Consider the following 26,363-nt stretch of genomic DNA (forward strand, 5'->3'; position numbering starts at 1 on the left):
CTTACTTTTGTCCGCCCTGCATGTGTTGCTGCATGGCGTCGTGCATCTTTTCGTGGTCCATGGGTCGGGCGGCGGGAGCCGTCATGTCCCGCACCTCGGCCTTGACTTCCACTTGCTGGACCTTGCCCTGAGCATTCTTGAACTTGAGGGTGATCGGCACGCTGCTGCCCGGCTTGAGGGTCGACTTGAGATCCATCAGCATCACGTGCAGGCCGCCGGGGGCCAGGGAAACGGCCTTGCCGGCGGGGACTTCCAGCTGGGGCAGGGCGCGCATTTTCATGACGCCGTTGTCCATCTTCATTTCATGCAATTCCACGGTACCGGCCACGGGGCTGGCGGCACCCACCAGGGTGGCGCCAGCGGGGCTGGTCAATTCCATGAAGGCGCCGGTGGCGGGCTGACCTTCAACGGTGGAACGGACCCAGGGGGTTTTGACGTCCAGGTCGGCGGCAAGGGCGGGCAGACTGGCGACAAGCAACAAGCTACAGAGCAGGGTTTTCATGTAAATGGTCCTCGATGGAAAAACAGGGAACCATTATCGACGAGGACAAAGAAAAATGCCCGGCAAGGAGGGAGGTCCAGGCCGGGCGGAGGCATTGCAATCGCGGAGTTAATGCTAGATAAACAAGGCCCTGCCGTCCATTGGGCAAAATGCCGCGCGACAATTTGTCGCACCTGCCGCCCTCTTGGCACGGCCTTTTGCGCAGGCCGTAAAATGCGCCGTCGTCCTTCGCGACGTTCCCTCTTCCCCCGCCCGTGCAACTGACCGCTCCCGCCCTGCAAATGACCCGTCTGCTCCAGTTGCGCTGGACGGAAATCGCCGGCCAATGCCTGGCCATCCTGGTGGCGGTGCTGGGTCTCGGCGTGCCCTTGTCATTGGAGGGACTGTTTGCGGTGTGCGCGCTGCTGGCGGCCATCAACCTATTCAGTCATTGGCGTCTGACCCTGGCCTGGCCGGTGACCCAGGGCGAAGTGTTCGCGCAGATTTGCCTGGACGTGCTGGCCCTTGGCCTGCTGCTGTACCAGAGCGGCGGTTCGAGCAATCCCTTTTCCTCCCTGCTGCTGGTGCCCCTCACCATTACCGCCACCCTGCTTCCCCTGGCGTGGGTCTGGGCCATGGCTGGGTTGACGGCCATCGCCTACTCGGTCCTGATGTTGTGGCACCAGCCCTTGCCCTCGCCCGCCTTGCCCCTGGAAGGCTTGAACGATTTCATCTGTACCGTCACCGGTTTGGATCGCAGCCTACTCAACCACGACAACGGTTTCTCCCTTCATGTGGTGGGCATGTGGATCAACTTCCTGCTCAGTGCCGTGATCGTTGCCGTCTTCGTCACCCGCCTGGCTGCCGTGCTGCGGGCGCGGGAGCAAGCCCTGGCCAAGGCGCGGGAACACACCCTGCGCCAGGAACAGTTGTTGGCCCTGGGCACCTTGGCCGCCGGTGCCGCCCATCAATTGGGCACGCCCCTGGCCACCATGGCGGTGGTGATCCACGATCTGCAATGGCAGCATGGCGACAACCCGGCCCTGAAAGACGACCTGACCCTGCTGCGCGGCCAGGTGGATTTATGTAAGGACATCCTGGCTCGCATGGTAGCCGACGCCCAGGACCGTCAAGGACACTCCCCCATCGCGCCGAGACAGCTGTTGCATCGGGTGCTCGACCAGTGGCGCTTGTTGCAGCCCGACGCGCCGGTGGCGGTGGAGGAGGATGGGGCCGATACCGGCCGGGTGAGCGATGACCCCACCCTGGTCCAGGCCCTGCTCAACCTTTTGGAAAATGCCGCCGACGCCCGCAAGCAGGGATTGGCGCTGCGGCTGTCCCCATGGTCGGAAGGGGGGCGCGATGGGTGTTGCATCGACATCCTGGACCGGGGGCCCGGCATCGATGCCGGCATCGCCGAGCGCCTGGGCGATCCCTTCATCAGCAGCAAGGGCAGCAGCGGCGGCATGGGCATCGGTTTCTTTCTTTCCAACGCCACCGTCGAGCGTCTTGGCGGCCGGGTGGAGATTTTCAATCGGGACGGCGGCGGTGCCTGCACCCGCGTCCTCTTGCCCTTGCTCGATCAACCATGAACGAATTACGCCCCTCCATCCTCTTGGTGGACGATGATCCGGTATTCCGCCAGGTGATGGCCCGCGCCATGGTCCGGCGCGGTTACGAAGTGCTGGAGGCGGCGGATGGTGCCCAGGCCCTGGCCTTGGCCCAGGAGCATGGCCCCGAACTGGTGTTGTTGGACCTGAAGCTGGCCCAGGATTCGGGGCTGATGTTGATCGAGTCTTTGCTGGCCCTGGACCCCCAGACCCGTATCGTCATGCTCACCGGTTACGCCAGCATCGCCACGGCGGTGGAAGCCATCAAGCTAGGCGCCATCCACTACCTGACCAAGCCCGTGGATGCCGATCAGGTGCTGGCGGCCTTCGGCCGCATTGAGGGCCGGGCCGACATTCCCCTGGCCGGCGACCCGCTGCCCGTGGATCGTTTGGAATGGGAACATATCCAGCGGGTGCTGACGGAACAAGGCGGCAACATTTCCGCCACCGCCCGCGCCCTCAAGATGCACCGACGCACCTTGCAGCGCAAACTGTCCAAGCGGCCGGTGCGGGAATGAATGAGCAAAAACAAAGCCGCCAAATATGGCGGCTTTGTTTTTTTCAAACGCCCTGGCCACGGTCATCAATATGGTGACTAGGCGCTAGCCGAAGCCATGACGAGCATCGCGGCGCGATGCTCGTCATGGGACGGACAACTTAGAACTTGACCGTCAGCGCCGTGTAGAGGGAACGGGCCGGACCGGGGACGGCAATGCCCCAAGCCACGCCAGTCATGCTCATGGTCATACCCTGACCGACGTAAGCGCCGCCCAAGGGAAGCTGGTAGTGGCGATCGAAGAGATTTTCCACGCCGAAGTCCAGACGGACCTTCTGCCAGGAGTAGCTGCCGCGCAAGTGGACCAGGCTGTAGCCGCCGGTGCGGATTTCATTCCGGGCATCGGAGACATCCTTCTTACCCATCACTCCCACCAGTTCCATCCGGTTGTCCCAGTTTTCAAACTTCTGGGTCAGGGCCAGCTTGGTGTTGAGCGGCATGATGTTGTACAGCTCGTCGTTGGTATCCAGGTTTTTGCCGTTGGTGTAGGCCAGCATGCCTTGGAAGCCCAGATCACCCCAGGCGGTCGACGAAGCAATCGGCGCCCGACCGGAGATATCCAGCCCATAGAGGCGTGCCGTTTGGTTGACGTACTTCAACACCGAGTATTGTGAAGTGGTTTTTGTGGTTGCCCGTTGATTGTTGGCGCTATCCCATTGCACGGCGTCGATATAGTCGGTGACCCGGGTGAAGTAGGGGGTCACCTTGAACTCCCAGTTCCGATCAGCCGCATGCCAGTCGAAGGTGGCGGAAAGCGTATGGGCCTTCTCGGGCTTGAGGTTGATGTCCCCCACATAGCCGTTGCCATCGCCGACGGTGTTGTTCATGACCGCCGCCATGGGCCAGGTGGACCAGGTGTAGCGTTCATAGAGGTTGGGGGAACGTACCTTGCGGGCGAAACCGAAGTCGATATCCAGTCCCTCGCTTGGCATGTATTTGGTTAAGGCGCTCAAGTCCCAGTTGTTGTCGGTTTTCTTGTGGTTGGCAGCATTAAAGGCATCGCCGTCTCTTTTTTCGTAAGTGCTCATCATGCCGGAGACGTTGATGGTCGGATCATAACCGCGGGCATCACCCGTATTCATAGTGACCTGCTCGTAGCGTACCCCCAGTAATGCAGTCCATTGCGGCGAAAGACGAGCCTCCCATTCACCGAACAATGCAGCGCGATTCCGTTGGCCATTATTGATATTGAAGAAGTTGCCGGGAGACATGCTGCCAGTTCCTGAGGGCGGCCACCAATCCTTGAGGCGGTAACGTTGATATTCGGCACCCAAACGAAGTAAGTCCTTGGAGGAAAGATCAACATCTGCCTTGACTAGGGCACCCGTAGTTTCCCCCTCGGTATTCATCGGCATACCGTTGACGGCGGTGCCATAGATGAGTTGCTTGTCCGCGCCGAAGTTCATGTAGTGGCTGACGGTCTCGCGGTAGGCACGGGCTTCTAGTTTTCCCCAGCCGAATTTTCCCTGGTACTTCAGGTTGAAGGAGTGCTGGTTGTTGTCCAGCATGTCCATGCGTTGGTTCGGATACAGCTCGTAGGGAATGTCCTGGTAGCCGACCTTGGCCTCGATCAGGTTGTCGTTTCCCTTGAGGGCCAGGGTCAGGGCGTGGTTGCGCGTCTTATAGGCGGTGGAGCCCACTTCGTCCAGGGCAAGGGTATGGCCTGTGCGGCCGGTAGCCGTGCTGCTCTTGAAATTCTGTGCCGCTTTGTAGTTGTCCGCCTCGGCGGTGGAGCCGGCATAGCTCAAGCTGATGGACTCGGTGGCGTAGGTGGCGTTGAGATGGGCGCCACGGGCGTTGCCGTTGCTGCGGTAAAAGGCGCCGACTTCGCCCTGGGTCAGGGTGCCCTGGCCCGGCGCGGCGAATACCGGTGTCGGCGAGTTCACGATGATGGTGCCGCCGATGCTGTCGCCGCCCAGGGACACTGGCGAGATGCCGGAGTAAACCTGGATGCTGCCCACATTGCTCGGGTCGATGTAGGACAGGGGGGAGTTCATGTGGTTGGGACAGGAGGCGATCAAGTCCATGCCGTCCACCTTGATGCGCAAGCGGTCGTCCGCCATGCCATGGATCACCGGCAGGCTGGAAACGCCGCCGGCGGTGTAAGACGAGACTCCCACCGTGTCTTCCAGCAGCGAGGCCGTGTCGGCCAGGGACGATTTCAGCGGGCTGGTCTGTTCCTGACGGTCCTTCACCTGCACTTCCGGCAGTTGGGTTTCCGCGGCCCACAGGGGGGGCGAGGAGAGGGGAAGCATCGCCATGGCGAGTGCGAGTCTGGTCTTGCGCACGATTTTCCTCCAAGAAAACCGCCGATCATATTGACTGGATGTCGCAATAAAAATGCGACACGTTGTCGCAGGAGGTGCTGTGACCTATCGTCGCAGGCCAGGGCAGGGAGCGGGTTTTCGCGGGTAGCATTGAGGCAGGTCAACTGCATTTCTGTTCCACTGACTAGCATCCGCCCGTTTTCCCGGTTCCCACGCCCTTGACGATCTTGCGCCGCACCTTCTTCCTGCTGGCATCGCGCCTGGCACTGCTTGCCGCATTGCTAGGGGCGCTGACGCCCACGATTTCCTATGGGGTATCGGCAGCCCGGGGCGAGCACGTGATCGAGATCTGCACCGCCATGGGTGCCAAGCGGATCGTCGTGAACGCCGAGGGCCAGCCCACGGGGAAAACCTCGGAAGCCGGCCTGCACGGCCATTGCAACTACTGCCTGCCCGGCCAAGATGCCCAATTGTTGGCCACGGTGGCGGTGGTGGACTTCACGCCGCCGCAGGTGTTGACGCCGCCGGCCCTGGGGTCGGGTTCCCGGCACCTTCCCCTTTTCCATTCCTGGCATTCTCCGCCCGCCCAGGCACCCCCCTTGGCCTGAGTCGTCAGTCCTTCGCCGTGGCGCGCCCCCTCATGGGTTCCGTGCGCGGTGCCCCGTTTGCTCGTGTGTCCCTGCTCCTGTGTCGGCCGGGACGGCGAGCGTCATTGGAAAAGGAATCGAGATGGCCCCATGTCATCGTCCGGAGCTTGTGAGCGACCGGCGCACGCCCCGCGCCCTGCGCCGTGAAATCGCCTGGGCCCTGGTGCTCAAGCTGGTCTTGATCGTCGTGATCAAGGTCTGCTTCTTCAGCCACCCGCCAGCCAAGACGGACGTGGCGGAGCGGCTCACCCAGCGATTGGGTGCGAAGACCGCGCCAGTCCCCGATTCCGCTTCCCGTCAATCCACCTTGGAGAGACCATGATTAGCGAATCCGTTGTCGATTTGTCGCGGTTGCAATTTGCCGCCACCGCGCTGTACCACTTTTTGTTCGTGCCCCTGACCCTGGGGCTTTCCTTCCTGCTGGCCATCATGGAAACGGTTTACGTCATGACCGGAAAGACCATCTACCGGGACATGACCCGATTCTGGGGCAAGTTGTTCGGCATCAACTTCGCCCTTGGGGTCACCACCGGCTTGACCATGGAGTTCCAGTTCGGTACCAACTGGGCCTACTACTCCCATTACGTGGGGGACATCTTCGGCGCGCCCCTGGCGATCGAGGGCTTGGTGGCCTTCTTCCTGGAATCCACCATGGTCGGTTTGTTCTTCTTCGGCTGGGACCGCTTGTCCAAGGTGGGCCACCTTTCGGTGACCTATCTCACCGCCATCGGCTCGAACCTGTCAGCGGTGCTGATCCTGATCGCCAACGGCTGGATGCAGAACCCGATCGGGGCGGAGTTCAATCCCGTGACCATGCGCATGGAGATGACGAGTTTCTGGGACCTGATCTTCAATCCGGTCGCCCAGTCCAAGTTCGTCCATACCGTGAGCGCGGGCTATGTCACCGGTGCCGGTTTCGTCCTCGGCATCAGCGCCTGGTATCTGCTCAAGGGACGCGACACGGCGTTCGCCCGCCGTTCCTTCCGCATCGCCGCGTCTTTTGGCCTGGCTGCCGCCCTGTCGGTGATCGTGCTGGGGGACGAGTCCGGCTACTCCGCCGCCGAAACCCAGGAAACCAAGATGGCGGCCATGGAAGCCATGTGGAAGACCGAAGCGGCCCCCGCCGGGTTGATCTTGTTCGGCATTCCCGACGAGAAGAATCGCACCACCCACGCCGAGATCAAGATCCCCTACGTGCTCGGCCTGATCGGCACCCGCAGCACCGACAAGACCCTGCCGGGGATCGATGAGCTGGAGGTGAAGATCGCCAAACGCATCGAGAACGGCGTGCTCGCGGTGAAGGCCCTGGAGGCCCTGCGCGCGGAGCCGCAGAGCCCGGAACGCCTGGCGGAGTTCAAGGCCCATCAAGGCGACCTGGGCTACGGTTTGTTGTTGAAGAAGTACGTGGCCGACGTCAGCCAGGCCACGCCGGCCCAGATCGCCCAGGCGGTGGACGACGCCATTCCAGCAGTGGCGCCCATGTTCTGGACCTTCCGCATCATGGTGGCGTTGGGAGTGTCCTTCCTCACCCTGTTCGTGCTGGCCTTCTGGCATGCCGCCAAGGGCAGCTTCGCTGCCAAGCCCTGGCTGCTCAAGTGGGCCGTGTGGAGCATTCCCCTGCCCTGGATCGCCTGCGAAATGGGCTGGTTCGTCGCCGAGTACGGTCGGCAGCCCTGGACCATCCACGGTGTGCTGCCGACCCATTTATCTACCTCTGCCCTTTCTGCCGGCGAACTGATCCTGTCCCTGGGCGGCTTTCTCGGCTTTTACACCGTGCTGCTGGTGGCCGAGTTGTACCTGATGTTCAAGTACGCCCGCTTGGGGCCATCCAGTCTCGGCACCGGCCAATATCACCACGAACAGTCCGGCCCCGGCAGCAGCGCCACCCTCGGCGCCACGCCGGCCGCCGCCTTGCGCACAAAGGAGATCTGACATGCTGGCCTATTTGCACGACTACACCACCCTGAAGGTGATCTGGTGGCTGCTGGTGGGCGTTCTGCTCCTCGGCTTTTCCATCATGGACGGCCACGACATGGGCGTCGGCATCCTGCTGCCCTTTGTCGGCAGGAACGATGACGAACGCCGCGCCATCATCAACACCGTCGGCCCCCACTGGGATGGCAACCAGGTGTGGTTCATCACCGCCGGTGGAGCCATTTTCGCCGCCTGGCCGCTGATCTATGCCACGGCCTTCTCGGGCTTCTACTTCGCCCTGCTGGCGGTCCTTTGGGCCTTGTTCTTCCGCCCGGTGGGGTTTGACTACCGCAGCAAGGTCGCTGATCCCCGTTGGCGCAAGGCCTGGGATTGGGGCCTGTTCATAGGCGGCGCGGTGCCGGCCCTGGTGTTCGGCGTCGCCTTCGGCAACGTCATGCTCGGTGCCCCCTTCCACTTTGACGAGAACCTGCTGCCCCATTACACCGGCAGCTTCTGGCAACTCTTCAATGTGTTCACGGTGTTGTGCGGCGTGGTGAGCTTCACCCTGTTGCTCAGCCACGGCGGCTACTACCTGGCGCTGCGTACCGAGGGCGAGCTGATGTTGCGGGCGCGCAAGGCGGCGGTGTCGGCTTCCGTCGTCATGGTGGCCGCTTTCCTGGTGGCGGGGGTATTCGTTGCCGGCATCGACGGCTACGTCATCACCTCGACGGTGGATACGGGTGCCGCCCTCAACCCCCTGGACAAGACCGTCGTGCGCAGCGTAGGTGCCTGGCTGAACAACTATCGCAGCTATCCGCCCCTGCTCGCGATCCCGGCCCTGGGTGTGCTGGGTAGCCTTGTGGCGGTGGTGTTCGGCCTGCGCCGGAAGTTCGGCCTCGCCTTCATCAGCAGCGGCGTGGCTCACCTGGGCGTCATCTTCACCGCCGGTGTGTCCCTCTTCCCCTTCGTCCTGCCTTCCAGTACCGATCCTCGCAGCAGCCTGACGGTGTGGGATTGCGTGTCCAGCCAACGCACCCTGGGCATCATGTTCTGGGTGGCCCTGGTCATGACCCCCATCATCATCGTCTACACGAGCTGGGCCTACCGCGTGATGCGGGGCAAGGTCACCGTGGCCTACATCCGGGCCAACGATCACTCCACTTATTGAATCGAAGGAGAAACACCATGTGGTATTTCAGTTGGGTGCTGGGCACCGCCTTTGCCGTTCTCTTCGCCGTGGTCAACGCCATGTGGCTTGAGTCGCAGGAAGACCGCAAGAACGAAACTTAACCGCTAGCGTCCCCCGCTCGGATGGATTCCGGGCGGGGGACGGGAGAAAACAATGGGACGTCAACTTGAGATTGAACTCAATGCCATCGCCAAGGGAAAAACGATCTACCGGGCCGGCGACAGCGGCCAGGCCTGGCGCGTGGTTTCCGGCTCGGTCCGACTGGACCGGCCCGGCGAGGATAGCGGCGACAGTCGCTTTGCCAGTCTGGCGGTGCCGGGCGACGTGATCGGGGCGGAGGTGATGGTGTTCGGCCGCTACAGCTTTACCGCCGTGCCCCTGTCGCCCTGCGTGGTCAGCCCCTGGCCGGGGCGGGAGGAGTCCTCCGCCCACGAGTCCATCCTGCGGATTCTGGCCAAGGCGGAGCAACGCACCGCGGAACTGGTCGCCCTGCGCTGCGGCGAAGCGATGGCCCGGGTCAAGCGCCTGATTAATCTGCTCGCCATTCCCACCCAGGATACGCAGACCGCGCGGGTGTACCTGCCGGGACGCAAGGAGATGGCGGAGATCACCGCCCTGAGCACGGAAACCGTGGCGCGCGTCATCAGCCGTTTTCGCCGCGAGGGGGTGTTGAATTCGGAGTTGCCGGTGACGGGGCCCTTGCCCCGGGGCTATTTCACGGTTAGCTGAAGAGCGATCCGCTCTGGGCCAGCGAGCGGGGCGCGGATCGGCGTGGTGGCTAGCGTCCTTGCAAAAACGCCGCCAGATCGGCGGGGGGCAGAGCCCCCAGTTGGAAGCGCGGCGTACCCATCGCCGGCAGTAGGGCGGTAAAGGGGGTCATGCCTCGCCATTCCGGCTGTACAGCATAGCGGATGGCCATTTCATTGCCGGCGAAGACATAGAGCTTGTCCGCTTTGCGCAGATGGGGCAAGTGGTCGATGTCCGCCGGTCGCAGCTCATCCATCATCACCACCGCCAGCATGGGCCTGCGGGGTCGTGGTTGGTGGCGGATCGCCTGGGCAAGACTGTCGATGATGGCCGGGCAATGGGTGCAGTCCGTGGTGGAAAAAACAACGGCGGCTGGGCGTGGCAGGGTGCGCAGCAGTTGCTCCCAAGTTTGGGGTGTGAATTCCTGGATCACGGGCGCCGCTGGTCCCGCCTCGGCGGCAGTCGCCAGCGTGAGCAGGCAGAAGACTGCCATCAAGAGTCTGCGGCTAAGGGATAGGCGCATAAACATGAATATCACTGGTGGTACGCCACAGGACGCGTATGCCGGCTGGGGTGACGACCATGCGCGGATGGTCGTTGTCCTCCGCCGTGGTGGCCAGTTCACGCAGGCGGAAATGGGCACCGTCATCGTCGGACAGCCAGGCGGAAAGATGGGTGGCCGTGCCGTCATAGCTGCGCCAGACAATCACTACCTGCCCACCCAGGGTCGCGATGTCGGCGTGTTCGGCGCGGGGGTCGGGGAGTTCCTGAACCGGCCCATCCGGGCGACCGTCGGCGAGTAGCCGACCATAACGCACCGCCGGACGGTTGTTGCGGTCCCCATACCAAACCGCGTGGTAGTCGCCGTTCTGGGCCAGGGCCAGACCGGGGCCGTGGTGGGGGCAGGCGTCAATCTTCCAATCGTCCTGGGTGGCGCGCACCACGGTATTTCCTTCGCCGAGGAGGGCAAAGGCATGATCGCGGATGTTGGGCGGAAACACGTGTCGCCAGAGGGCGGCAACCTGGCCGTCGGCGGTTCTCGCAAGGGCGATCCGGCAGCATTCACAGCTATGGTCGGCCACCTTGATATCGGCACCGAAATGGCCGCCGCCATCCCGCGACTCATTGCGGTAAATGGCTGCGCCGCGATACCCGGCGGCCCCTGCGTCTACCTGGTCGCGCTTATCGATCCAAACGGTATGTAGCGTGCCTTGGGCATCGAAGAGGATGGATTCAAAACGGTGGGTGATCATCCGGCGGTCGCTGTGGACGGTGACTGGCGGCGAGAAGTTTTCACCGCCATCCGTGGAGCGCAGCAGGCGGATTTCGCCGGTGTAAGGCTTAGCTAGGGGCTTGGTATAGGAAATCACCACTTGGCCCTGATTGCCGAAGGCAATTTTGGGATGGTTTTCCCCGTCGGCGGAAATGCTGTCGCTGCCGGTGTCCAGCACCCTGGCGGGCTGCCAGTGACGCCCCAGGTCGTCGCTGCCGCGCATGAACAAGCGCCCCGCGTCGTCGACGCCGACCACCCATAAGCGACCATCAGGTGCAACCCCGACGCCGATCGCCAAGCTGCTTTTGCCCTGTTTGGCCATGGCGCCGCGATCACTCGTCGTTCCGTGTCCCTCATGGGCGAGGCCGGGGAAGGCCAGCGCCAGTGCCAGGATGGGGGCCATCAGGCCGGTGAGCAAGCGTGGAATCATCGAAGGGGTTCGTGAGGGAGATCGTTAAAAGCGCAGCTTGATCCCGGCCGTCATGGCCAGAGGGCTGGAAAGGGTACGGTTATAGGGCTGATTATAGGTATAGCTGTTTTCCGAGTAGCTGCGATTGAAAAGATTCACCGCGCTGAGGAAAAGATCGGTGTTCTTGTCCCAGGCATAGGAGGTACTGAGGTTGACCACGGTGTTGCCGCCTTGCTGCGCCCGCATGGTGTTGTTGTTGCTGGTGGTGTCGATCATGATGGGGCCGATGTAGCGGACTTCTACATAGGCGCGCAAGCGGTCCATGGGTTTCCAGGTCGCGCCCAACGAGGCGGTGGTTTTGGGAACACCGGTCAATTGCACACCCAGGGGATCGGTGACCACGGAGCCGCGCCGGGTCAGGAAGGTTTGCGTGGCGGTGTAGCTGGCGTCGAAGTTCAGGTTGCTGGCGAACTTCCAATTGCCGACCAATTCGACCCCATGGGATTCGCCGTCCTGGTCGTTGGTATAGAAGTTCGCGGAGCCGCCGCAATTGGTAAGGTTCGCCCCGCCGTTGGAACAGATGGCCTGGACCAGGGCCGGCGCCGTGGCGTAGCTGCTCACCCGGAAGGTGGAGATCATGTTTTTGATGCGGTAAAGGAAGTAGGTTGCGCCGAGGCTCACGTCGCCGTGGCTAAAGTCGGAACCGAACTCCAGGCCAGTCAGGTTCTCTGGGCCCAGTTCTGGATTGGCGATGGTGGGGGTGTTGGTGCCATAGGTCCGGGTCGTGTTGTTGAAGCCGGGGGCACGGAAAGCTTTGTAAACGGCGCCGCGCAGAGCAATCTCGTCGGTCACGTCGAGCCTTGCCGAGACGCTGGGATTGAAGGCCGTCTTGTCCGTGTCCGGCTGAGCGCCCCCGGTGGTGACGCCTGCCGCCGTGGTCCGCGTGTTGATGCGATGGGTGTTGTTCCATACATCGTAGCGGCCGCTCAGGGTTACTTCGAGTTCGTCGATGGGCAGGTATTTGGTTTGCGCGAACAGGCCTTGGAAAACCTGCACCCCTTCCCCGTAGGTACTGCTGTTGAGATTCCCCTGGGGAGCGGATGCGGAACCCGGATTGGCGTAGAACTTTTCCGCGTCTGTCGCGGAGAGGCGACGGTAATCCACACCCAGTTGGTAGCCGGTCCAGCGACCCGCCTGGGCCTGAGACAAGGTAATGGCTCCACCTTGTTCCCGGTAGCGTTGGGAGCCGTATTGGCTATAGAACTGCACCACGGGGCTGCTTGTATTCGCCGCGGTCAATGTACTGCTGCTGCTATTGCGGCAGTCGTTGGCACCGACCAGGTAACAACTGTTGCCGTTGTATTTTTCAAAACGGACGTATTGGGCCCAGGCACTGGCTGAAAGGCTGCGTCCCGCGCCGAGGGACTGGGTGAAGCCGCCGGCGATGTCGGGGTTCTGCTGCTGATTGTTGTTGTACTGGTAGCCCAGGTCCTGGTCCTGGATGTGATAGCCCAGGCGCAGATAGCCATTCAAGTCTGCCGAAGGACGAAAGAAGGTGGTCAGTTGGATGTTGCTGTCGTTGGCCTTGGGCGCGGTTTTTTGCGGATAGCGCCAGAGGTATTCCTTGGGGATGGTCTGGTAGCCGTCGGTGCGATAGTTGTCCACGGCCAGGTTGAAGCTCAAGGCCTCGGAGACAGTGAAATTCTTGCTCAGCGCCAGGTTGCTGGTGCCCTGGGTGCCGAAGCTGATGGACAGTTCGCCGCCATTGTCCCGAACCCGCTTGGACACGATGTTGACCACCCCGGCGGTCGCCATGTTGCCCCACAGGCTGGAGTTCCCGCCACGGATGATTTCCACCCGCTCGATGTTGGATAGCGGCACCTTGTACCACTGGGTGGTCAGGTAGAACGGATCGTGGATCGGGATGCCGTCCAGCAGCACCAGCACCTTGGCGTTGCCCATGCCGCGCATTTTCGTTTGATGGCCGGTCGGGTCGGAAATAGCGGCGGGGACCCCGGTGAAGTTCATGCCGGGCACGTTGCGCAACAGTTGGTCCAGGGTCTGGGCGGGGGATTTGTCGATGTCCTCGCGGCTGATCACCGTGGTGTGCAAGGGCATTTCCTTCAAGGGTGTTTCGCTTCTGCTGGCGCTGACCAGCACTGTTCCAAGGGTCGAGGCGGACTCCGCATGGGCGACGGATAAACAGAGCAGGGAAAGCAGGGCGGGCAGGGGTTTGATCGCAATATCCATGGCAGGGCGTTGTACGTGCGTCGGCAGACAAAGCGCGGGATATTACGGAGGCTGCCACCCATCCGGCTGCGACATGTTGTCGCATGTCGGAGCTTATAGAACGATGGCCAGTACGACGGGCAATGTGATGACGGCGGCCAGGTTGCCCACCAGGACGATGGCGGCCATTTTGTCCGGCTCCTGCCGGTAGCGTTCGGCGAAGACGTAGTTGATCACCGCCGGGGGGAGGGCGCCGTATACCAGCAACAGGTCGGCCTGACGCCCGTGCAAGCCGAGCAGACGGGCGAGGACCCACGCGATGAGCATGCCGGCCACGGGGCGTGCCACGGCGCCGAGCAGGCCGTCACGCCAATGGCCGAGGCCGGCTTCGGTCATGCGCACGCCCAGGGCGAACAGGGCGAGGGGAATGGAAATGTCCCCCAGCATCTTGATGGCCATTGCCAGGGGCGGCCAGAGGGGAAGACCCAGCTCCGCCAGGACGAAACCGGCGATGGCGGCCAGCACGGCGGGAATGCGCCAGACGTTGGCAAGTTTGGTCTTGTGGTCCAGCAGCCAGATGCCCAGAGAAAAGTGCAATCCGGTGGACACCACGAAAAGGACAATGGTGTAGGGCAAGATGTCCGGGCCGAAGGCCAGGACCGCCAGCGGGACACCGAGGTTCACGCTGTTGTTGAACATCAGCGGCAGGGCCAGGGTCAGGGGTTGCTGGCCGGTGGCGCGGGCCAGCAACCAGGCCACGGCGCCGGTGCCGAGAATCAGCAGCACCATGGCGAGGGCCAGGGTGCCGTAACTGGCCAGGTCGTAGCTGCGGCCGGAAAGGCCGGAGAAGATCAGGGCGGGGACGAAGATGTCCATGTTGAGCCGGTTGGCGGCGAGCATGTCGGGAGCGTGGCGGCGGCCGTACCAATAACCCAGGCCCGTCAGGGCGAACATGGGGAAAAGGATGGCGACGATGCGCAGGGACAAGTCCATGGACTACAACCAGGTGCCTGCGGCGGGCAGCGTCATGACCGGGGTTTCGCCGGGCAGCACCAGGCCGAGGAGAAAACTCAGGGCGGCGATGAAGATGGCGGCGAAGAAGGCCGTCCAGAAGCCTTCCACCTTGAAGCCGTCCACCAGGGCTGCCACCAGTTGCACCATGAGGGCATTGATCACCAGCAGGAAGAAGCCGAAGGTGACGAAGGTCAGGGGCAGGGTGAGCACGATCAGCAGGGGCCGCACCACGGTGTTGGCAAGGCCCAGCAGCAGGGCCGAGACGAGCAGGGCCGACAGGTTGGTGAAGCGCAGGCCGCGGAAGACGTGGCTCGCCACCCACAGGGCCAGGGCGGTGATGGCCCAGTGGGCGAGGAAGGAAGACAGGCTGTCGAACATGGCGTCGATTTAGAGCACGTAGCGGGACAGGTCTTCGTCCTTGGCCAGGGCGCCGAGGCGCTCGTTGACCGTGGCCGCGTCGATGGTGACGACGGTAGCACCGCCCTTGCCGGCGTTGAAGGAAATTTCCTCCAGCAGTTTTTCCATCACCGTGTGCAGGCGGCGGGCGCCGATGTTCTCGGTCTTCTCGTTCACCTGATAGGCGATTTCCGCCAGGCGCTGGATGCCGTCAGGGGCGAATTCCAGGGTGACGCCCTCAGTGGCCAGCAGGGCCTGGTACTGGCGGGTGAGGCAGGCGTCGGTCTGGGTCAGGATGCACTCGAAGTCTTCCACCGAGAGGGAGTCCAGCTCCACCCGGATGGGCAGGCGACCCTGCAATTCGGGAATCAGGTCCGAAGGCTTGGACAGGTGGAAGGCGCCGCTGGCGATGAACAGGATGTGGTCGGTCTTGATCATGCCGTACTTGGTGGACACGGTGGTGCCCTCCACCAGGGGCAGTAGATCCCGCTGCACGCCCTGGCGCGACACGTCGGCGCCCTGGCTGTCGCTGCGGGAGGCGATCTTGTCGATCTCGTCGAGGAAGACGATGCCATTCTGCTCCACGTTACGCAGGGCGGCGGTCTTCACTTCCTCGTCGTTGATCATGCGGGCGGCTTCCTCGTCGGTCAGTACCTTGAGGGCGTCCTTGATCTTGAGCTTGCGGGTCTTCTTGCGATCCTGGCTCATGCCCTGGAACATGCCCTGAATCTGGTTGGTCAGTTCTTCCATGCCCGGCGGTGCGAAGATTTCCATCTGGGGCGGTGCCAGGGCCACGTCGATGTCGATTTCCTTGTCGTCCAGTTCGCCTTCCCGCAGTTTCTTGCGGAATTTCTGACGAGTGGTGGAATCGGCTGTGGGCTCGGCCTCGCCAAAGCCCACGGTGCGCGCAGGAGGCAGCAGCACGTCGAGGATGCGGTCCTCGGCGGCGTCCTCGGCCCGGCTGCGCTGGGCCTTCATGGCCGCTTCGCGGGCTTCCTTGAGGGCGGTTTCCGTCAGGTCGCGGATGATGGTGTCCACATCCCGACCCACGTAGCCCACCTCGGTGAACTTGGTCGCCTCCACTTTGATGAAGGGGGCGTTGGCCAGCCGCGCCAGGCGGCGGGCGATCTCGGTCTTGCCGACGCCGGTGGGGCCGATCATCAGGATGTTCTTCGGCGTGATCTCGTGGCGCAGGGGCTCGGCCACCTGGGATCGACGCCAGCGGTTGCGCAGGGCGATGGCCACGGCCTTCTTGGCTGCGGCCTGGCCGACGATGTGCTTGTCCAGTTCCGAAACGATCTCGGCGGGCGTCATCTGGGTCATGGCTTATTCCAGGGTTTCGATGATGTGGTTCTGGTTGCTGTAGATGCAGAGGTCGCCAGCAATGGAGAGGGATTTCTTGACGATCTCGGCCGGGGCCAGCTCGGTGTTTTCCAGCAGGGCGCGGGCGGCGGACTGGGCGTAGGCGCCGCCGCTGCCGATGGCGACGATGCCGTACTCCGGTTCCAGCACGTCGCCGTTGCCGGTGATGACCAGGGAGTTCTCCCGGTCGGCCACCGCCAGCATGGCTTCCAGGCGGCGCAGCATGCGGTCCGTGCGCCAGTCCTTGGCCAGTTCCACGGCGGAACGCAGCAGGTTGCCCTGGTGTTTGTCCAGCTTGGCCTCGAAGCGTTCAAACAGGGTGAAGGCGTCGGCGGTGCCGCCGGCGAAGCCGGCCAGGATCTGACCGTTGTAGAGGGTGCGCACCTTGCGGGCGGTGCTTTTGATGACGATGTTGCCCAGCGTTACCTGGCCGTCGCCGCCGAGGGCAACGTGGTTGCCGCGACGGACGGACAGGATGGTGGTGCCGCGATACTGTTCCATGGCATGAACCTTAGCGATGCAAAGGGACGAAGCTTACCCGCCTTTGGCGGCGGGCGGCAGAGAGCGGAACGGGGCTCAGCCCCGCAGGCGGGAGACGATTTCGCTGGTCAGTTCGGCCTGGTTCATGGAGTAGAAATGCAGCCCCGGGGCGCCGGCCTTGAGCAGGCGCTCGCAGAGTTCGGTCACCACGTCGAGACCGAAGGCTTTGACCGAGTCGACGTCGTCGCCGAAGCCCTCGAACTTCTTGCGCATCCAGCGCGGCAGTTCGGCACCGCAGGCATCAGAGAAGCGGGCCAGCTTGGAGAAGCTGGCAATGGGCATGATGCCCGGCACGATGGGCGTGGTGATGCCCAGGGCCTGACACTCGGCGACGAAATGCTCGTAGGCGTCGGCGTTGAAAAAGTATTGGGTGATGGCGGAATCGGCGCCGGCATCCACCTTGCGCTTGAAGGCCAGCAGGTCGTCCCGGGGGCTGCGGGCCTGGGGATGCCATTCAGGATAGGCGGCGACTTCAATATGGAAATGATCCCCGGTTTCGGCGCGGATGAATTCCACCAGTTCGTTGGCGTAGCGCAATTCGCCGGGATCGCCGGTGCCGGAAGGCAGGTCGCCGCGCAGGGCGACGATGCGGCGAATGCCGCGATCCTGGTAGCGCCGGAGAATGGCGCGAATGCTGTCCTTGCTGGAACCGACGCAGGAGAGATGGGGCGCGGCGTCATAGCCACCGGCAACGCCGGCGTCCTGGGTGTCGAACACGGCCTCGAAGGTGCGCTCCTGGGTGGAGCCGCCGGCGCCGTAGGTCACGGAGAAGAAGGTGGGCTTGAGGACCGCCAGCTTGTCGCGGGTGATGCGCAGCTTGTCCATGCCCTCCGCCGTCTGGGGCGGGAAGAACTCGATGGACAGTTCGAAATCGTGGCTCATGGATTTTCCTTTTCGGCGACAGGGCCGTGGATCCGCAAGGGAGTGTGTTCGGGCAGCAATTGGGACGGCTTGGCGACGGGCTCGTCCCGGCCGTGCAGTTGCGCAGTGACCTGTCCCGCATCGATCAGGGCCTGGGCAGCGCTACGGGAGGCGGCCAGACCGAGCTTCACCAGCAAGACATCGGCCCGGACCTGATGGCCGTGGGCATGGGGCGGCGTCAGCGCCGGTCCTGGCTTCTTTTCATGGGGTGCCGTTTTCCCTTTCGGTTTTCGGGCATGAAAAGAATTCATGGACACGGCGCGTTCCGCCCGCGAGCTGCTTAGTAGCGGTAGTGGTCGGCCTTGTAGGGGCCTTCCACGGGCACGCCGATGTAGTCGGCTTGCTGCTGGGTCAGGGTGGTGAGCTGCACGTTGAGGGTCTTCAATTGCAGACGGGCCACCTTCTCATCCAGGTGCTTGGGCAGGGTGTACACGCCCACGGGGTAGTCGGCGGTCTTGGTGAACAGCTCGATCTGGGCGATGGTCTGGTTGGCGAAGCTGGAAGACATCACGTAGCTGGGGTGGCCGGTGGCGCAGCCCAGGTTCACCAGACGGCCCTTGGCCAGCAGGATGATGCGCTTGCCGTCGGGGAAGATCACGTGATCCACCTGGGGCTTGATCTCTTCCCACTGGTACTTTTCCAGGGAGGCGACGTCGATTTCGTTGTCGAAGTGGCCGATGTTGCAGACGATGGCGTTGTTCTTCATCTTCACCATGTGGTCATGGGTGATGACATGGAAGTTGCCGGTGGTGGTGACGAAGATGTCGGCCTTGTCGGCGGCGTATTCCATAGTGACGACGCGATAGCCTTCCATGGCGGCTTGCAGGGCGCAGATGGGGTCGATTTCCGTCACCCACACTTGGGCGGACAGGGCGCGCAGGGCCTGGGCGGAGCCTTTGCCCACGTCACCGTAGCCGCAGACCACGGCGATCTTGCCGGCCACCATCACATCGGTGGCGCGCTTGATGCCGTCCACCAGGGATTCACGGCAGCCGTAGAGATTGTCGAACTTGGACTTGGTGACAGAATCGTTCACGTTGATGGCGGGGAACTTGAGATCACCGCGTTGATGCATTTGGTACAGACGATGCACACCGGTGGTGGTTTCCTCGGTCACGCCCTTGATCTGGGCCAGACGCACGGAGTACCAGGTGGGGTCCGTGGCCAGCTTGGCCTTGATGGCGGCGAAGAGGATGGTTTCTTCTTCGGAACCGGGCTTGGCCAGCACGGAAATGTCCTTCTCGGCCTTGGCGCCCAGGTGCAGCAGCAGGGTGGCGTCGCCGCCGTCGTCGAGGATCATGTTGGAGTAACCGCCGTCGGCCCATTCGAAGATGCGGTGGGTGTAGTCCCAGTACTCGGTGAGGGTTTCGCCCTTGACGGCGAACACGGGAATCTTGGCGGCGGCGATGGCGGCAGCAGCGTGATCCTGGGTAGAGAAGATGTTGCAGGAGGCCCAACGCACTTCGGCACCCAGGGCAGTCAGGGTTTCGATCAGCACGGCGGTCTGGATGGTCATGTGCAGGGAGCCGGTGATGCGGGCGCCCTTGAGGGGTTGGGTCTTGGCGAATTCTTCGCGGATGGCCATCAGACCGGGCATTTCGGTCTCGGCGATCTTGATTTCCTTGCGGCCCCAGTCGGCCAGGCCGATGTCGGCGATAACGTAGTCTTGGAAGTTGCTCATGGTGGGCTCCTTGGTCGGTGACGGGAAGGAAACCTGAGCATCGCTTGATTGGCGCGGCTCACCTTGCCCCGGCACGGGTTAGGTGAGCGCCGTTTGAAAATCCGAGCCTAGGGGATGAGGTGAAAACAGCCCTTGCAGCGCTCCTCGGAATGGGCGGCATTATAGCGGGGCCGCCCCGGTTCACGAAGCGCTGAATTCCTCCCAGGCCCGGGTGGCCTCGGCGGCGTACATCAGGGAGGGGCCGCCGCCCATGTAAACCGCCACGGCCAGGGTTTCGTCGAGTTGGGCCTTGCTTGCCCCCAGCTTGATCAGGGTTTTGACGTGGAAGCCGATGCAGCCGTCGCAGCGGGCGGCGACGCCGATGGCCAGGGCGATCAATTCTTTGTCGAGAGCGGACAGGACGCCGGGCGCCATGGCGGCCTTGGCCATGGCGGAGAAGCCGGCCATGGTCTCCGGTTGGGCGGCGCGGAAGATAGCCAGCCCCTTGTTGAGGTCGGTGGTGATTTGTTGGAAGGATTTGCTGGACATTGCGGACTCCGTATTTCAGATATATCTAATATACGGAGGCAAAAGAAAGGAGGCCAGGGGTACTGGCCTCCTTTGTGACTTTGGTTACCGGGGCGACGAAGCGGTCTGTGCGCTGCGCTTACAGGCTGGCATCCGCACGGAGTGCGGCTGCCTTTTCGGTATTTATTTTGAGTCGGACCGATTGGTCCTCCTCGAAGTACGGACGCCCCGCCGCTATTGCGGCTGCCTTTTCGCTACGCTCAAAGGCCAGCGTCGGCACGAAGCGCCGCCGCTTTGTCCGTACTTTCCCAGCTGAAGTCGGCGTCTTCTCGGCCGAAGTGGCCGTAGGCGGCGGTCTTTTGATAGACCGGACGCAGCAGATCCAGCATTTGCACGATACCCTTGGGGCGCAGGTCGAAGTGGCGCTTCACCAGTTCGGCGATCTTCTCGTCGCTGATCTTGCCGGTGCCCTGGGTGGTGACCCAGACGGAGGTGGGTTGGGCCACGCCGATGGCGTAGGAAATCTGCACCAGGCACTTGCTGGCCAGGCCAGCGGCAACGATGTTCTTCGCCACGTAACGACCGGCGTAGGCGGCGGAGCGGTCCACCTTGGAGGGATCCTTGCCGGAGAAGGCGCCGCCGCCGTGGGGGGCGGCACCGCCGTAGGTGTCCACGATGATCTTGCGCCCGGTCAGGCCGCAGTCGCCTTGGGGACCGCCGATGACAAAACGGCCGGTGGGGTTCACGAAGTACTTGATGTCGCCCTTGATCAGTTCCTTGGGCAGCACGGGCTTGATGATTTCCTCGATCACGGCCTCGCGGATGGCTTCCAGGCTGATGTCGGGGGAGTGTTGGGTGGACAGCACGATGGCGTCGATGGCGTCGGCCTTGCCGTCCTTGTACTTGACGGTGACCTGGGACTTGGCGTCGGGGCGCAGCCAGGGCAGGATGCCGTTCTTGCGCAGATGGGACTGACGCTCCACCAGACGGTGGGACAGGTAGATGGGCAGCGGCATCAGGCTGGGGGTTTCGTCGCAGGCGTAACCGAACATCAGGCCCTGGTCGCCGGCGCCCTGGTTCAGGTAGTCGTCGGAGGCGCGATCCACGCCTTGGGCGATGTCGGGGGACTGCTTGTCGTAGGCCACCAGCACGGCGCAACCCTTGTAGTCGATGCCGTATTCGGTGTTGTCGTAGCCGATGCCCTTGATGGTGTCGCGGGCCACCTGGATGTAGTCCACGTTGGCGTGGGTGGTGATCTCGCCAGCGAGGACAACGAGGCCGGTGTTGCACAGAGTTTCGGCGGCGACCCGGGCGTACTTGTCCTGGGTCAGGATGGCGTCGAGGATCGCGTCGGAAATCTGGTCGGCCACCTTGTCAGGGTGGCCTTCGGAGACGGACTCGGAAGTGAAGAAGTATTCGGACATTTGAACTGCTCCTGAGAAATTCCCCTTGCTCGGTCGTTCGACCGGCCCCGGGGAGACAGAGCAGTCGACGCTTTAGCGAGATTTGTTTTTCAGTCCAACGGTCCTGCGAACAGGAATTTTGGACCTTCTCCGCCTCGCAAGTTGTCATGGTTAACTCGGCGGAACACGGCAATGCTAGCAGCGTTTGCGACACTAATAAACCCCGTAAGCCAAGGGATATCCCGATCGAGGCGATGGCGAAGGGCGGTTTTATTCCCTTTTCCCCGCTGCGTAGATGGCGGACAATGCGCCCCGCCCGCTTGATCTCGACCCGCCATGAGTTTTTTGTTCCATCTGCTGTCCCGTTTTCCTTTGCCCCTGCTCCACGCCCTCGGTGCTTTGGCGGGCTGGGGGTATTACGCCGTGTCGGGTGCTTACCGGCAGCGTCTGCGGGCCAACCTGCCGGCGGACCTGGTGCGGACCACTTCCCCCCTGGCGGTGGCCGCCGCCACGGGCCAGGGATTGTTCGAATTGCCCTGGCTTTGGCTACGGCCCCAGGCGGAAGTGGTGGCCAAGGTGGTCAAGGTGGACAACTGGTCCCTGGTGGAAGAGGCCTGGGCGGCCGGCAAGGGCATCCTGTTCCTGACGCCCCATCTGGGCTGTTTCGAGATCACCGCCCAGTACTACGCCAACCACCGGCCCATGACCGTGCTGTACCGCAAGCCCAAGCGCGCTTCCCTGGTGGCCTTGGTCGAGGGCGGGCGGGGCGCCAATCTCAAGCTGGCGCCGGCGGATCTGTCCGGCGTGCGCAGCCTACTCAAGGCCCTCAAGCAGGGCGAGGCCGTCGGCATGCTGCCCGACCAGGTACCTGGCAGCGGCGAAGGCGTCTGGGTGCCTTTTTTCGGCCGCCCGGCCTACACCATGACCCTGGCGCCGCGCTTGGCCGATACCGGCGCCACCGTGCTGCTGGCCTATGCCGAGCGCCTTGCCGGTGGGCGTGGCTACCACCTGAAACTGTTCCCGCTGCCCGACGCCCTGACGGGGGACGCCGAACAAAAAGCCGCCGCCATCAACCGCGCACTTGAGGGATTGATCCGACAATGTCCCGAGCAGTACGCCTGGGGCTACAACCGCTACAAGCGTCCCAGCGGCGCGCCCTTGCCACCCGCGGGGGATGCCACTGACCCGGGCATGCCGCCGCCCAATGCTTTGTCCCCGCACGGTGGGCCGAAGTGAGGGCCAAGCCATGATGGGGCGCCTTGCCATTGCGTTGATGTGGCTGCTGCACTGGCTGCCCTTCCCCCTGTTGGGGGCTATGGGGCGGGCCTTCGGTCTTTTGCTGTGGGCCGCCAACCGGGAACGGCGGCGGGCCACCATGACCAATCTGCGCCTCTGTTTTCCCCAGCGCAGCGAGGCCGAGCGCCGCCGCCTGGCCCAGGCCCATTTCGTCGCCTTCGCCCAGACCGCCCTGGAGCGCAATCTGCTCTGGTGGTCATCCCCCCGACGCCTCAAGCGCTTGATCCAGCTCGAGGGGCAACACCATCTGGCGGAGTTGGAGGGACGGCCGATGATGCTGTTGGCGCCCCATTTCGTCGGCCTCGACATGGGCTGGACCCGGCTCTGCCTGGAGCAGGACATGGTCACCATGTATTCCCGGGTGAAGAACCCCGCCTTCGACGCCGCCGTGCTGCGGGGGCGGACCCGCTTCGGCCGGCAGAAGCTGTTGTCCCGCCAGGACGGGCTGCGCTCCATCGTCGGCGCCATCCGTGCCGGCCTGCCCTTCTATTACCTGCCCGACCTCGACTACGGTCCCCGCGACGCCGTGTTCGTGCCGTTCTTCGGCATGCCCGCCGCCACAATCACTGCCGTGTCGCGGCTGGCCAAGCTGACCGGCGCCCAGGTGCTGACCGTCACCACCCGGCGCCGGGCCAATGGCTACACGACCACCATCGGCGCACCCTGGGCCGACTTCCCCACGGCCGACGCCAGCGTCGACGCGGCCCGCATGAACCGGGAAATCGAACAGGCCCTCATGGCCGATGGCGGCGCCGACCTGGCCCAATACCTGTGGTCCCACAAGCGCTTCAAAACCCGTCCTGCCGGGGAAAAAGGGGTTTATTGAGCCCCCTCTTCCCGTACCGACGCAAAAACAGCGGGTTACCATAGCCCGATGCTCGCCACCCCGTTCACCAATCCGTCCCTGGACGAGATTCGCCAACTGCTGCGCACGGTCAAGACCGTGGCCGTGGTCGGCTATTCGCCCAAGCCGGAACGCCCTTCCCATTACGTGGCGGCCGACTTGCAGGCGCGGGGTTACCGCATCATTCCCGTGCGTCCCGGCATCAGTGACGGCCTGGGGGAAAAGGCCTACGCCCGTCTCGCCGACCTGCCCGAAGTACCGGACCTGGTGAATGTGTTCCGCGAACCCTCCGCCGTGGCGGGCATCGTGGACGACTGTATCCGCCTCGGCGTGAAGCGGCTCTGGTTGCAGGACGGTGTGATCGACGAAGCCGCCGCCCGCAAGGCCCAGGCCGCCGGCATCACCGTTGTCATGGATCGTTGCACCAAACGCGACCAAGGATTATTGGCATGAGCAAGCGCATGCCAATAATCCTTGCGGATAAATGGATCGCCCACCCCCCATCCCCCACCCTGAGGGCGGGGGCGACGGATGACTTCCGGCCTCGGAGCCGTAAGCGTTTTAAGATTTTCTCCGCACCCTGCGGTAAAGGTTTGTCGGCATGAAACTCAAATTCACCAAAATGCACGGCCTCGGCAATGACTTCGTCGTCATCGACGCCGTGCGTCAACGCTTTATTCCCACCGAGGCCAAGGCCCGTTTCCTCGGCGATCGTCACTTCGGCGTGGGCTTCGACCAGATGCTCATCGTCGAGCGGCCCAGCCGCCCCGACGTGGATTTCCGCTATCGCATCTTCAACGCCGACGGCAGCGAAGTGGAGCAGTGCGGCAACGGCGCCCGCTGCTTTGCCCGCTTCGTCGCCAACCAGGGCCTGAGCGACAAAAAGGAAATCAAGGTCGAGACCAAGTCCGGCATCATCGCCCCGCGCCTCACCGACGACGGCCAGGTGACGGTGGACATGGGCGTGCCGCGTTTTGCCCCCGCCGAGATTCCCTTCGTCTCCGACACCGATGCCGCCGAGCAGCCCCTGGAGGTGAACGGCAAGACCGTCACCATCAGCGCCGTGTCCATGGGCAATCCCCACGCGGTGCAGGTGGTGGACGACGTGGATGCCTTCCCCGTCGCCGAGGACGGCCCCGTCATCGAACACCATCCCCGTTTTCCCCAGCGGGTGAATGCGGGCTTCATGCAGGTGGCGGACCGCCACGCCATCCGCCTCCGGGTTTATGAGCGCGGTGCCGGCGAAACCCTGGCCTGCGGCACCGGCGCCTGCGCCGCCGTGGTGGCCGGCATCCGGCGCGGCCTGCTGGACTCGCCGGTGCGCGTCACCACCCGTGGTGGCGAACTGTCCATCGCCTGGGCCGGTCCCGGCCAGCCGGTGCTGATGACCGGCCCCGCCGTCACCGTGTTCGATGCGGTGATCGACCTTCCCGACAACCTTTGATCTTTCTTGCCGACCGCCTTTCCCGGAGCCTTTATGAACGCTGAAGAAGTCGCCATCTATCTCAAGACCCATCCCGAATTTTTCGAGCAATACGGCGACATACTGGTCAATTTGCGCCTGCCCAATCCCCATGGCGGTGCCGCCGCTTCCCTGGCGGATCGTCAGGTGGCGGTGCTGCGGGAGAAGGTGGCCCTGTTGGAAGGCAAGATGGGCGAGCTGCTGCGCTTTGGCGAACAGAACGACGCCATCGCCGAGAAGGTGCACCGTCTGGCGGTGGCCCTGATGGGCGCCAGCACCCTGGCCGATGCCGTGCGCCATCTCTACGCCCACCTGGAGGGCGCCTTCGCCGTGCCCCACGTGGCGGTACGCATCTGGGGCGTGGGTAGCGGCCAGGATGCCGCCGCCACGGAGTTCGCCGAAGTGCCCGACACCCTCAAGGCCTTCGCCGGCGGCATGATGAATCCCTACTGCGGTTTTTCCGCCGGACAGGAAGCCGTGGCCTGGTTCGGCGATCGGGGCGAGCACATCCGCTCCATCGCCCAGGTGCCCCTGCGCGAGCACGGCCACGACGGCGGCGCCTGTTTCGGCCTGCTGGTGCTGGCCAGCGAGGAAGTGGAGCGCTTCTACCCCGACATGGGCACCCTCTACCTGTCCCGCATCGGCGACATGGCCTCCGCCGCCCTGTTGCGGGTGGTGGGCTGACCGTGGCCAGCGGATCGGTCCAGGCGCCCGGCGCCGAGCCCGATCCCACGGTGGTCCGCTTCCTCGAGGAGCTGGACCACCAGCGCCGCCTCAGCGGCCACACCCTGACCGCCTACCGCCGCGACCTACAGCAACTCCAGGCCCTGGCCGCCGGCCAGGCCCTCGTCGGTCTGCAATACGCCCAAATCCGCCGCTTCGCCATGCAGCTGCACGGCAAGGGCCTGGGCGCCAAATCCATCGCCCGCACCCTGTCCGCCTGGCGTGCCTTCTATCGTTGGCTGGCCCGGCGCGGTGACGTGGCGCGCAATCCGGTGGACGGCGTGCGTCCGCCCAAGGCACCGCGTCGCTTGCCCAAGGCCCTGGCGGTGGAGCAGGTGAGCGCCCTGCTCGAGGGCGAGGCCGACAGCCTGCTGGAACACCGCGACCTGGCCATGTTCGAGCTGTTCTATTCCTCCGGCCTGCGCCTGGCCGAATTGGCCGGCCTCGACCATCGGCTCGGGCTGGACCTGGCGCAAGGCGAAGTCACCGTCACCGGCAAGCGGGCCAAGACCCGCACCGTGCCCCTCGGCGAAAAAGCCCGCCAGGCCCTGGTGCGCTGGCTGGCCCTGCGTCCCCAGTTGGCCCTGCCCGAGGAAAGCGCCCTGTTCGTCAACCGCTTCGGCCGCCGCCTCTCGCCCGGTTCCATCGCCCGCCGCCTCGACCAGTGGGCCAAGGCCCGGGGCGTGGCGGTGCATGTGCATCCCCACATGCTGCGCCACTCCTTCGCCAGCCACGTCCTGCAATCCTCCGGCGACCTGCGCGCCGTGCAGGAAATGCTGGGTCATGCCTCCATCAGCACCACCCAGATCTACACCCACCTCGATTTCCAACACCTGGCCGCGGTGTACGACGCGACTCATCCCCGTGCCAGGAAGAAGGGCGGCTAGTCCCG

28 protein-coding genes and 1 riboswitch are annotated in these 26,363 nt (G+C 63.7%); of the genes, 14 read left to right on the forward strand and 14 right to left on the reverse strand.

Annotated elements, in window-relative coordinates; genetic code table 11:
* Window position 1 precedes the first annotated feature (1 nt).
* On the reverse strand, window positions 2–502 hold the full coding sequence (locus ACYQ2U_RS00525; protein WP_459948379.1) for a copper chaperone PCu(A)C: 501 nt from the start codon (window positions 500–502) through the stop codon (window positions 2–4).
* A 254-nt stretch (window positions 503–756) separates the two neighbouring features.
* On the opposite strand from ACYQ2U_RS00525, the gene ACYQ2U_RS00530 reads away from it, so the two are divergent.
* Together ACYQ2U_RS00530 and ACYQ2U_RS00535 are read left to right on the forward strand one after the other, a co-directional pair.
* A complete protein-coding gene (locus tag ACYQ2U_RS00530; protein WP_459948380.1) occupies window positions 757–2,073 on the forward strand; it encodes an ATP-binding protein in 1,317 nt (438 codons plus the stop codon).
* Entirely contained in the window at window positions 2,070–2,609 is a 540-nt protein-coding gene (locus ACYQ2U_RS00535; RefSeq protein WP_459948381.1) for a response regulator transcription factor, read from the forward strand. Before ACYQ2U_RS00530 ends, ACYQ2U_RS00535 begins: the two co-directional genes overlap by 4 nt.
* 139 nt (window positions 2,610–2,748) lie before the next feature.
* Here ACYQ2U_RS00535 and ACYQ2U_RS00540 read toward each other — a convergent pair whose 3' ends face one another.
* Window positions 2,749–4,935: a TonB-dependent receptor gene (locus tag ACYQ2U_RS00540; RefSeq protein WP_459948382.1), complete on the reverse strand. Its 2,187-nt coding sequence runs from the start codon at window positions 4,933–4,935 to the stop codon at window positions 2,749–2,751.
* Window positions 4,936–5,132: 197 nt separating this feature from the next.
* Between ACYQ2U_RS00540 and ACYQ2U_RS00545 the strand changes: the two genes are divergently transcribed.
* The 6 genes from ACYQ2U_RS00545 to ACYQ2U_RS00570 all read left to right on the forward strand — a co-directional run bounded on the left by ACYQ2U_RS00545 (window position 5,133) and on the right by ACYQ2U_RS00570 (window position 9,393).
* The gene (locus ACYQ2U_RS00545; protein ID WP_459948383.1) at window positions 5,133–5,522 is read left to right on the forward strand and encodes a DUF2946 family protein; all 390 of its coding nucleotides are present in this window, start codon (window positions 5,133–5,135) and stop codon (window positions 5,520–5,522) included.
* 148 nt (window positions 5,523–5,670) lie between these two features.
* Window positions 5,671–5,883, forward strand: a complete 213-nt coding sequence (cydP, locus tag ACYQ2U_RS00550) for a cytochrome oxidase putative small subunit CydP (RefSeq protein ID WP_459948384.1) — start codon at window positions 5,671–5,673, stop codon at window positions 5,881–5,883.
* Window positions 5,880–7,493, forward strand: a complete 1,614-nt coding sequence (locus ACYQ2U_RS00555) for a cytochrome ubiquinol oxidase subunit I (RefSeq protein ID WP_459948385.1) — start codon at window positions 5,880–5,882, stop codon at window positions 7,491–7,493. The genes cydP and ACYQ2U_RS00555 overlap by 4 nt, the downstream gene beginning before the upstream one ends.
* A gap of 1 nt (window position 7,494) precedes the next feature.
* Window positions 7,495–8,643: a cytochrome d ubiquinol oxidase subunit II gene (gene cydB, locus ACYQ2U_RS00560; RefSeq protein ID WP_459948386.1), complete on the forward strand. Its 1,149-nt coding sequence runs from the start codon at window positions 7,495–7,497 to the stop codon at window positions 8,641–8,643.
* 17 nt (window positions 8,644–8,660) lie between these two features.
* On the forward strand, window positions 8,661–8,765 hold the full coding sequence (gene cydX / locus ACYQ2U_RS00565) for a cytochrome bd-I oxidase subunit CydX (protein WP_459948387.1): 105 nt from the start codon (window positions 8,661–8,663) through the stop codon (window positions 8,763–8,765).
* A 52-nt stretch (window positions 8,766–8,817) separates the two neighbouring features.
* The gene (locus tag ACYQ2U_RS00570; protein ID WP_459948388.1) at window positions 8,818–9,393 is read left to right on the forward strand and encodes a Crp/Fnr family transcriptional regulator; all 576 of its coding nucleotides are present in this window, start codon (window positions 8,818–8,820) and stop codon (window positions 9,391–9,393) included.
* A 49-nt stretch (window positions 9,394–9,442) separates the two neighbouring features.
* Here ACYQ2U_RS00570 and ACYQ2U_RS00575 read toward each other — a convergent pair whose 3' ends face one another.
* From ACYQ2U_RS00575 to metK, 12 genes are all read right to left on the reverse strand, one after another.
* Entirely contained in the window at window positions 9,443–9,904 is a 462-nt protein-coding gene (locus ACYQ2U_RS00575; RefSeq protein WP_459948389.1) for a hypothetical protein, read from the reverse strand.
* Between the two features lie 13 nt (window positions 9,905–9,917).
* Window positions 9,918–11,114, reverse strand: a complete 1,197-nt coding sequence (locus ACYQ2U_RS00580; RefSeq protein WP_459948390.1) for a hypothetical protein — start codon at window positions 11,112–11,114, stop codon at window positions 9,918–9,920.
* A gap of 24 nt (window positions 11,115–11,138) precedes the next feature.
* Window positions 11,139–13,343 carry a TonB-dependent receptor gene (locus ACYQ2U_RS00585; protein WP_459948391.1) on the reverse strand — a complete coding sequence of 735 codons (2,205 nt, stop codon included), beginning with the start codon at window positions 13,341–13,343 and terminating at the stop codon, window positions 11,139–11,141.
* A gap of 93 nt (window positions 13,344–13,436) precedes the next feature.
* Entirely contained in the window at window positions 13,437–14,315 is an 879-nt protein-coding gene (locus tag ACYQ2U_RS00590) for an AEC family transporter (protein WP_459948392.1), read from the reverse strand.
* 3 nt (window positions 14,316–14,318) lie between these two features.
* On the reverse strand, window positions 14,319–14,714 hold the full coding sequence (locus ACYQ2U_RS00595) for a phage holin family protein (RefSeq protein WP_459948393.1): 396 nt from the start codon (window positions 14,712–14,714) through the stop codon (window positions 14,319–14,321).
* Between the two features lie 9 nt (window positions 14,715–14,723).
* Entirely contained in the window at window positions 14,724–16,055 is a 1,332-nt protein-coding gene (hslU, locus tag ACYQ2U_RS00600) for an ATP-dependent protease ATPase subunit HslU (protein ID WP_459948394.1), read from the reverse strand.
* Between the two features lie 3 nt (window positions 16,056–16,058).
* Complete coding sequence (hslV, locus tag ACYQ2U_RS00605; protein ID WP_459948395.1) at window positions 16,059–16,595, reverse strand: ATP-dependent protease subunit HslV; 537 nt, start codon at window positions 16,593–16,595, stop codon at window positions 16,059–16,061.
* A 75-nt stretch (window positions 16,596–16,670) separates the two neighbouring features.
* Window positions 16,671–17,516, reverse strand: a complete 846-nt coding sequence (gene metF, locus ACYQ2U_RS00610) for a methylenetetrahydrofolate reductase [NAD(P)H] (RefSeq protein ID WP_459948396.1) — start codon at window positions 17,514–17,516, stop codon at window positions 16,671–16,673.
* Entirely contained in the window at window positions 17,513–17,806 is a 294-nt protein-coding gene (locus ACYQ2U_RS00615) for a S4 domain-containing protein (protein WP_459948397.1), read from the reverse strand. The genes metF and ACYQ2U_RS00615 overlap by 4 nt, the downstream gene beginning before the upstream one ends.
* 29 nt (window positions 17,807–17,835) lie before the next feature.
* Window positions 17,836–19,236: an adenosylhomocysteinase gene (ahcY, locus tag ACYQ2U_RS00620; RefSeq protein ID WP_459948398.1), complete on the reverse strand. Its 1,401-nt coding sequence runs from the start codon at window positions 19,234–19,236 to the stop codon at window positions 17,836–17,838.
* Between the two features lie 77 nt (window positions 19,237–19,313).
* Window positions 19,314–19,388, reverse strand: a riboswitch (S-adenosyl-L-homocysteine riboswitch).
* 28 nt (window positions 19,389–19,416) lie between these two features.
* On the reverse strand, window positions 19,417–19,764 hold the full coding sequence (locus tag ACYQ2U_RS00625; protein ID WP_459948399.1) for a carboxymuconolactone decarboxylase family protein: 348 nt from the start codon (window positions 19,762–19,764) through the stop codon (window positions 19,417–19,419).
* 239 nt (window positions 19,765–20,003) lie between these two features.
* On the reverse strand, window positions 20,004–21,167 hold the full coding sequence (metK, locus tag ACYQ2U_RS00630) for a methionine adenosyltransferase (protein ID WP_459948400.1): 1,164 nt from the start codon (window positions 21,165–21,167) through the stop codon (window positions 20,004–20,006).
* 315 nt (window positions 21,168–21,482) lie between these two features.
* Between metK and ACYQ2U_RS00635 the strand changes: the two genes are divergently transcribed.
* From ACYQ2U_RS00635 to xerC, 6 genes are all read left to right on the forward strand, one after another.
* Window positions 21,483–22,382 (forward strand): lysophospholipid acyltransferase family protein, encoded by a 900-nt coding sequence (locus ACYQ2U_RS00635; protein WP_459948401.1) that lies wholly within the window; start codon window positions 21,483–21,485, stop codon window positions 22,380–22,382.
* Between the two features lie 10 nt (window positions 22,383–22,392).
* Window positions 22,393–23,268 carry a lysophospholipid acyltransferase family protein gene (locus ACYQ2U_RS00640; protein ID WP_459948402.1) on the forward strand — a complete coding sequence of 292 codons (876 nt, stop codon included), beginning with the start codon at window positions 22,393–22,395 and terminating at the stop codon, window positions 23,266–23,268.
* 48 nt (window positions 23,269–23,316) lie between these two features.
* The gene (locus tag ACYQ2U_RS00645) at window positions 23,317–23,739 is read left to right on the forward strand and encodes a CoA-binding protein (RefSeq protein WP_459948403.1); all 423 of its coding nucleotides are present in this window, start codon (window positions 23,317–23,319) and stop codon (window positions 23,737–23,739) included.
* A 148-nt stretch (window positions 23,740–23,887) separates the two neighbouring features.
* Window positions 23,888–24,730 (forward strand): diaminopimelate epimerase, encoded by an 843-nt coding sequence (dapF, locus tag ACYQ2U_RS00650; protein ID WP_459948404.1) that lies wholly within the window; start codon window positions 23,888–23,890, stop codon window positions 24,728–24,730.
* Between the two features lie 33 nt (window positions 24,731–24,763).
* A complete protein-coding gene (locus ACYQ2U_RS00655) occupies window positions 24,764–25,432 on the forward strand; it encodes a DUF484 family protein (RefSeq protein WP_459948405.1) in 669 nt (222 codons plus the stop codon).
* A 2-nt stretch (window positions 25,433–25,434) separates the two neighbouring features.
* Window positions 25,435–26,358, forward strand: a complete 924-nt coding sequence (gene xerC / locus ACYQ2U_RS00660) for a tyrosine recombinase XerC (protein WP_459948406.1) — start codon at window positions 25,435–25,437, stop codon at window positions 26,356–26,358.
* Window positions 26,359–26,363 lie beyond the last annotated feature (5 nt).

The organism is Denitratisoma sp. agr-D3 (genome assembly GCF_054658675.1).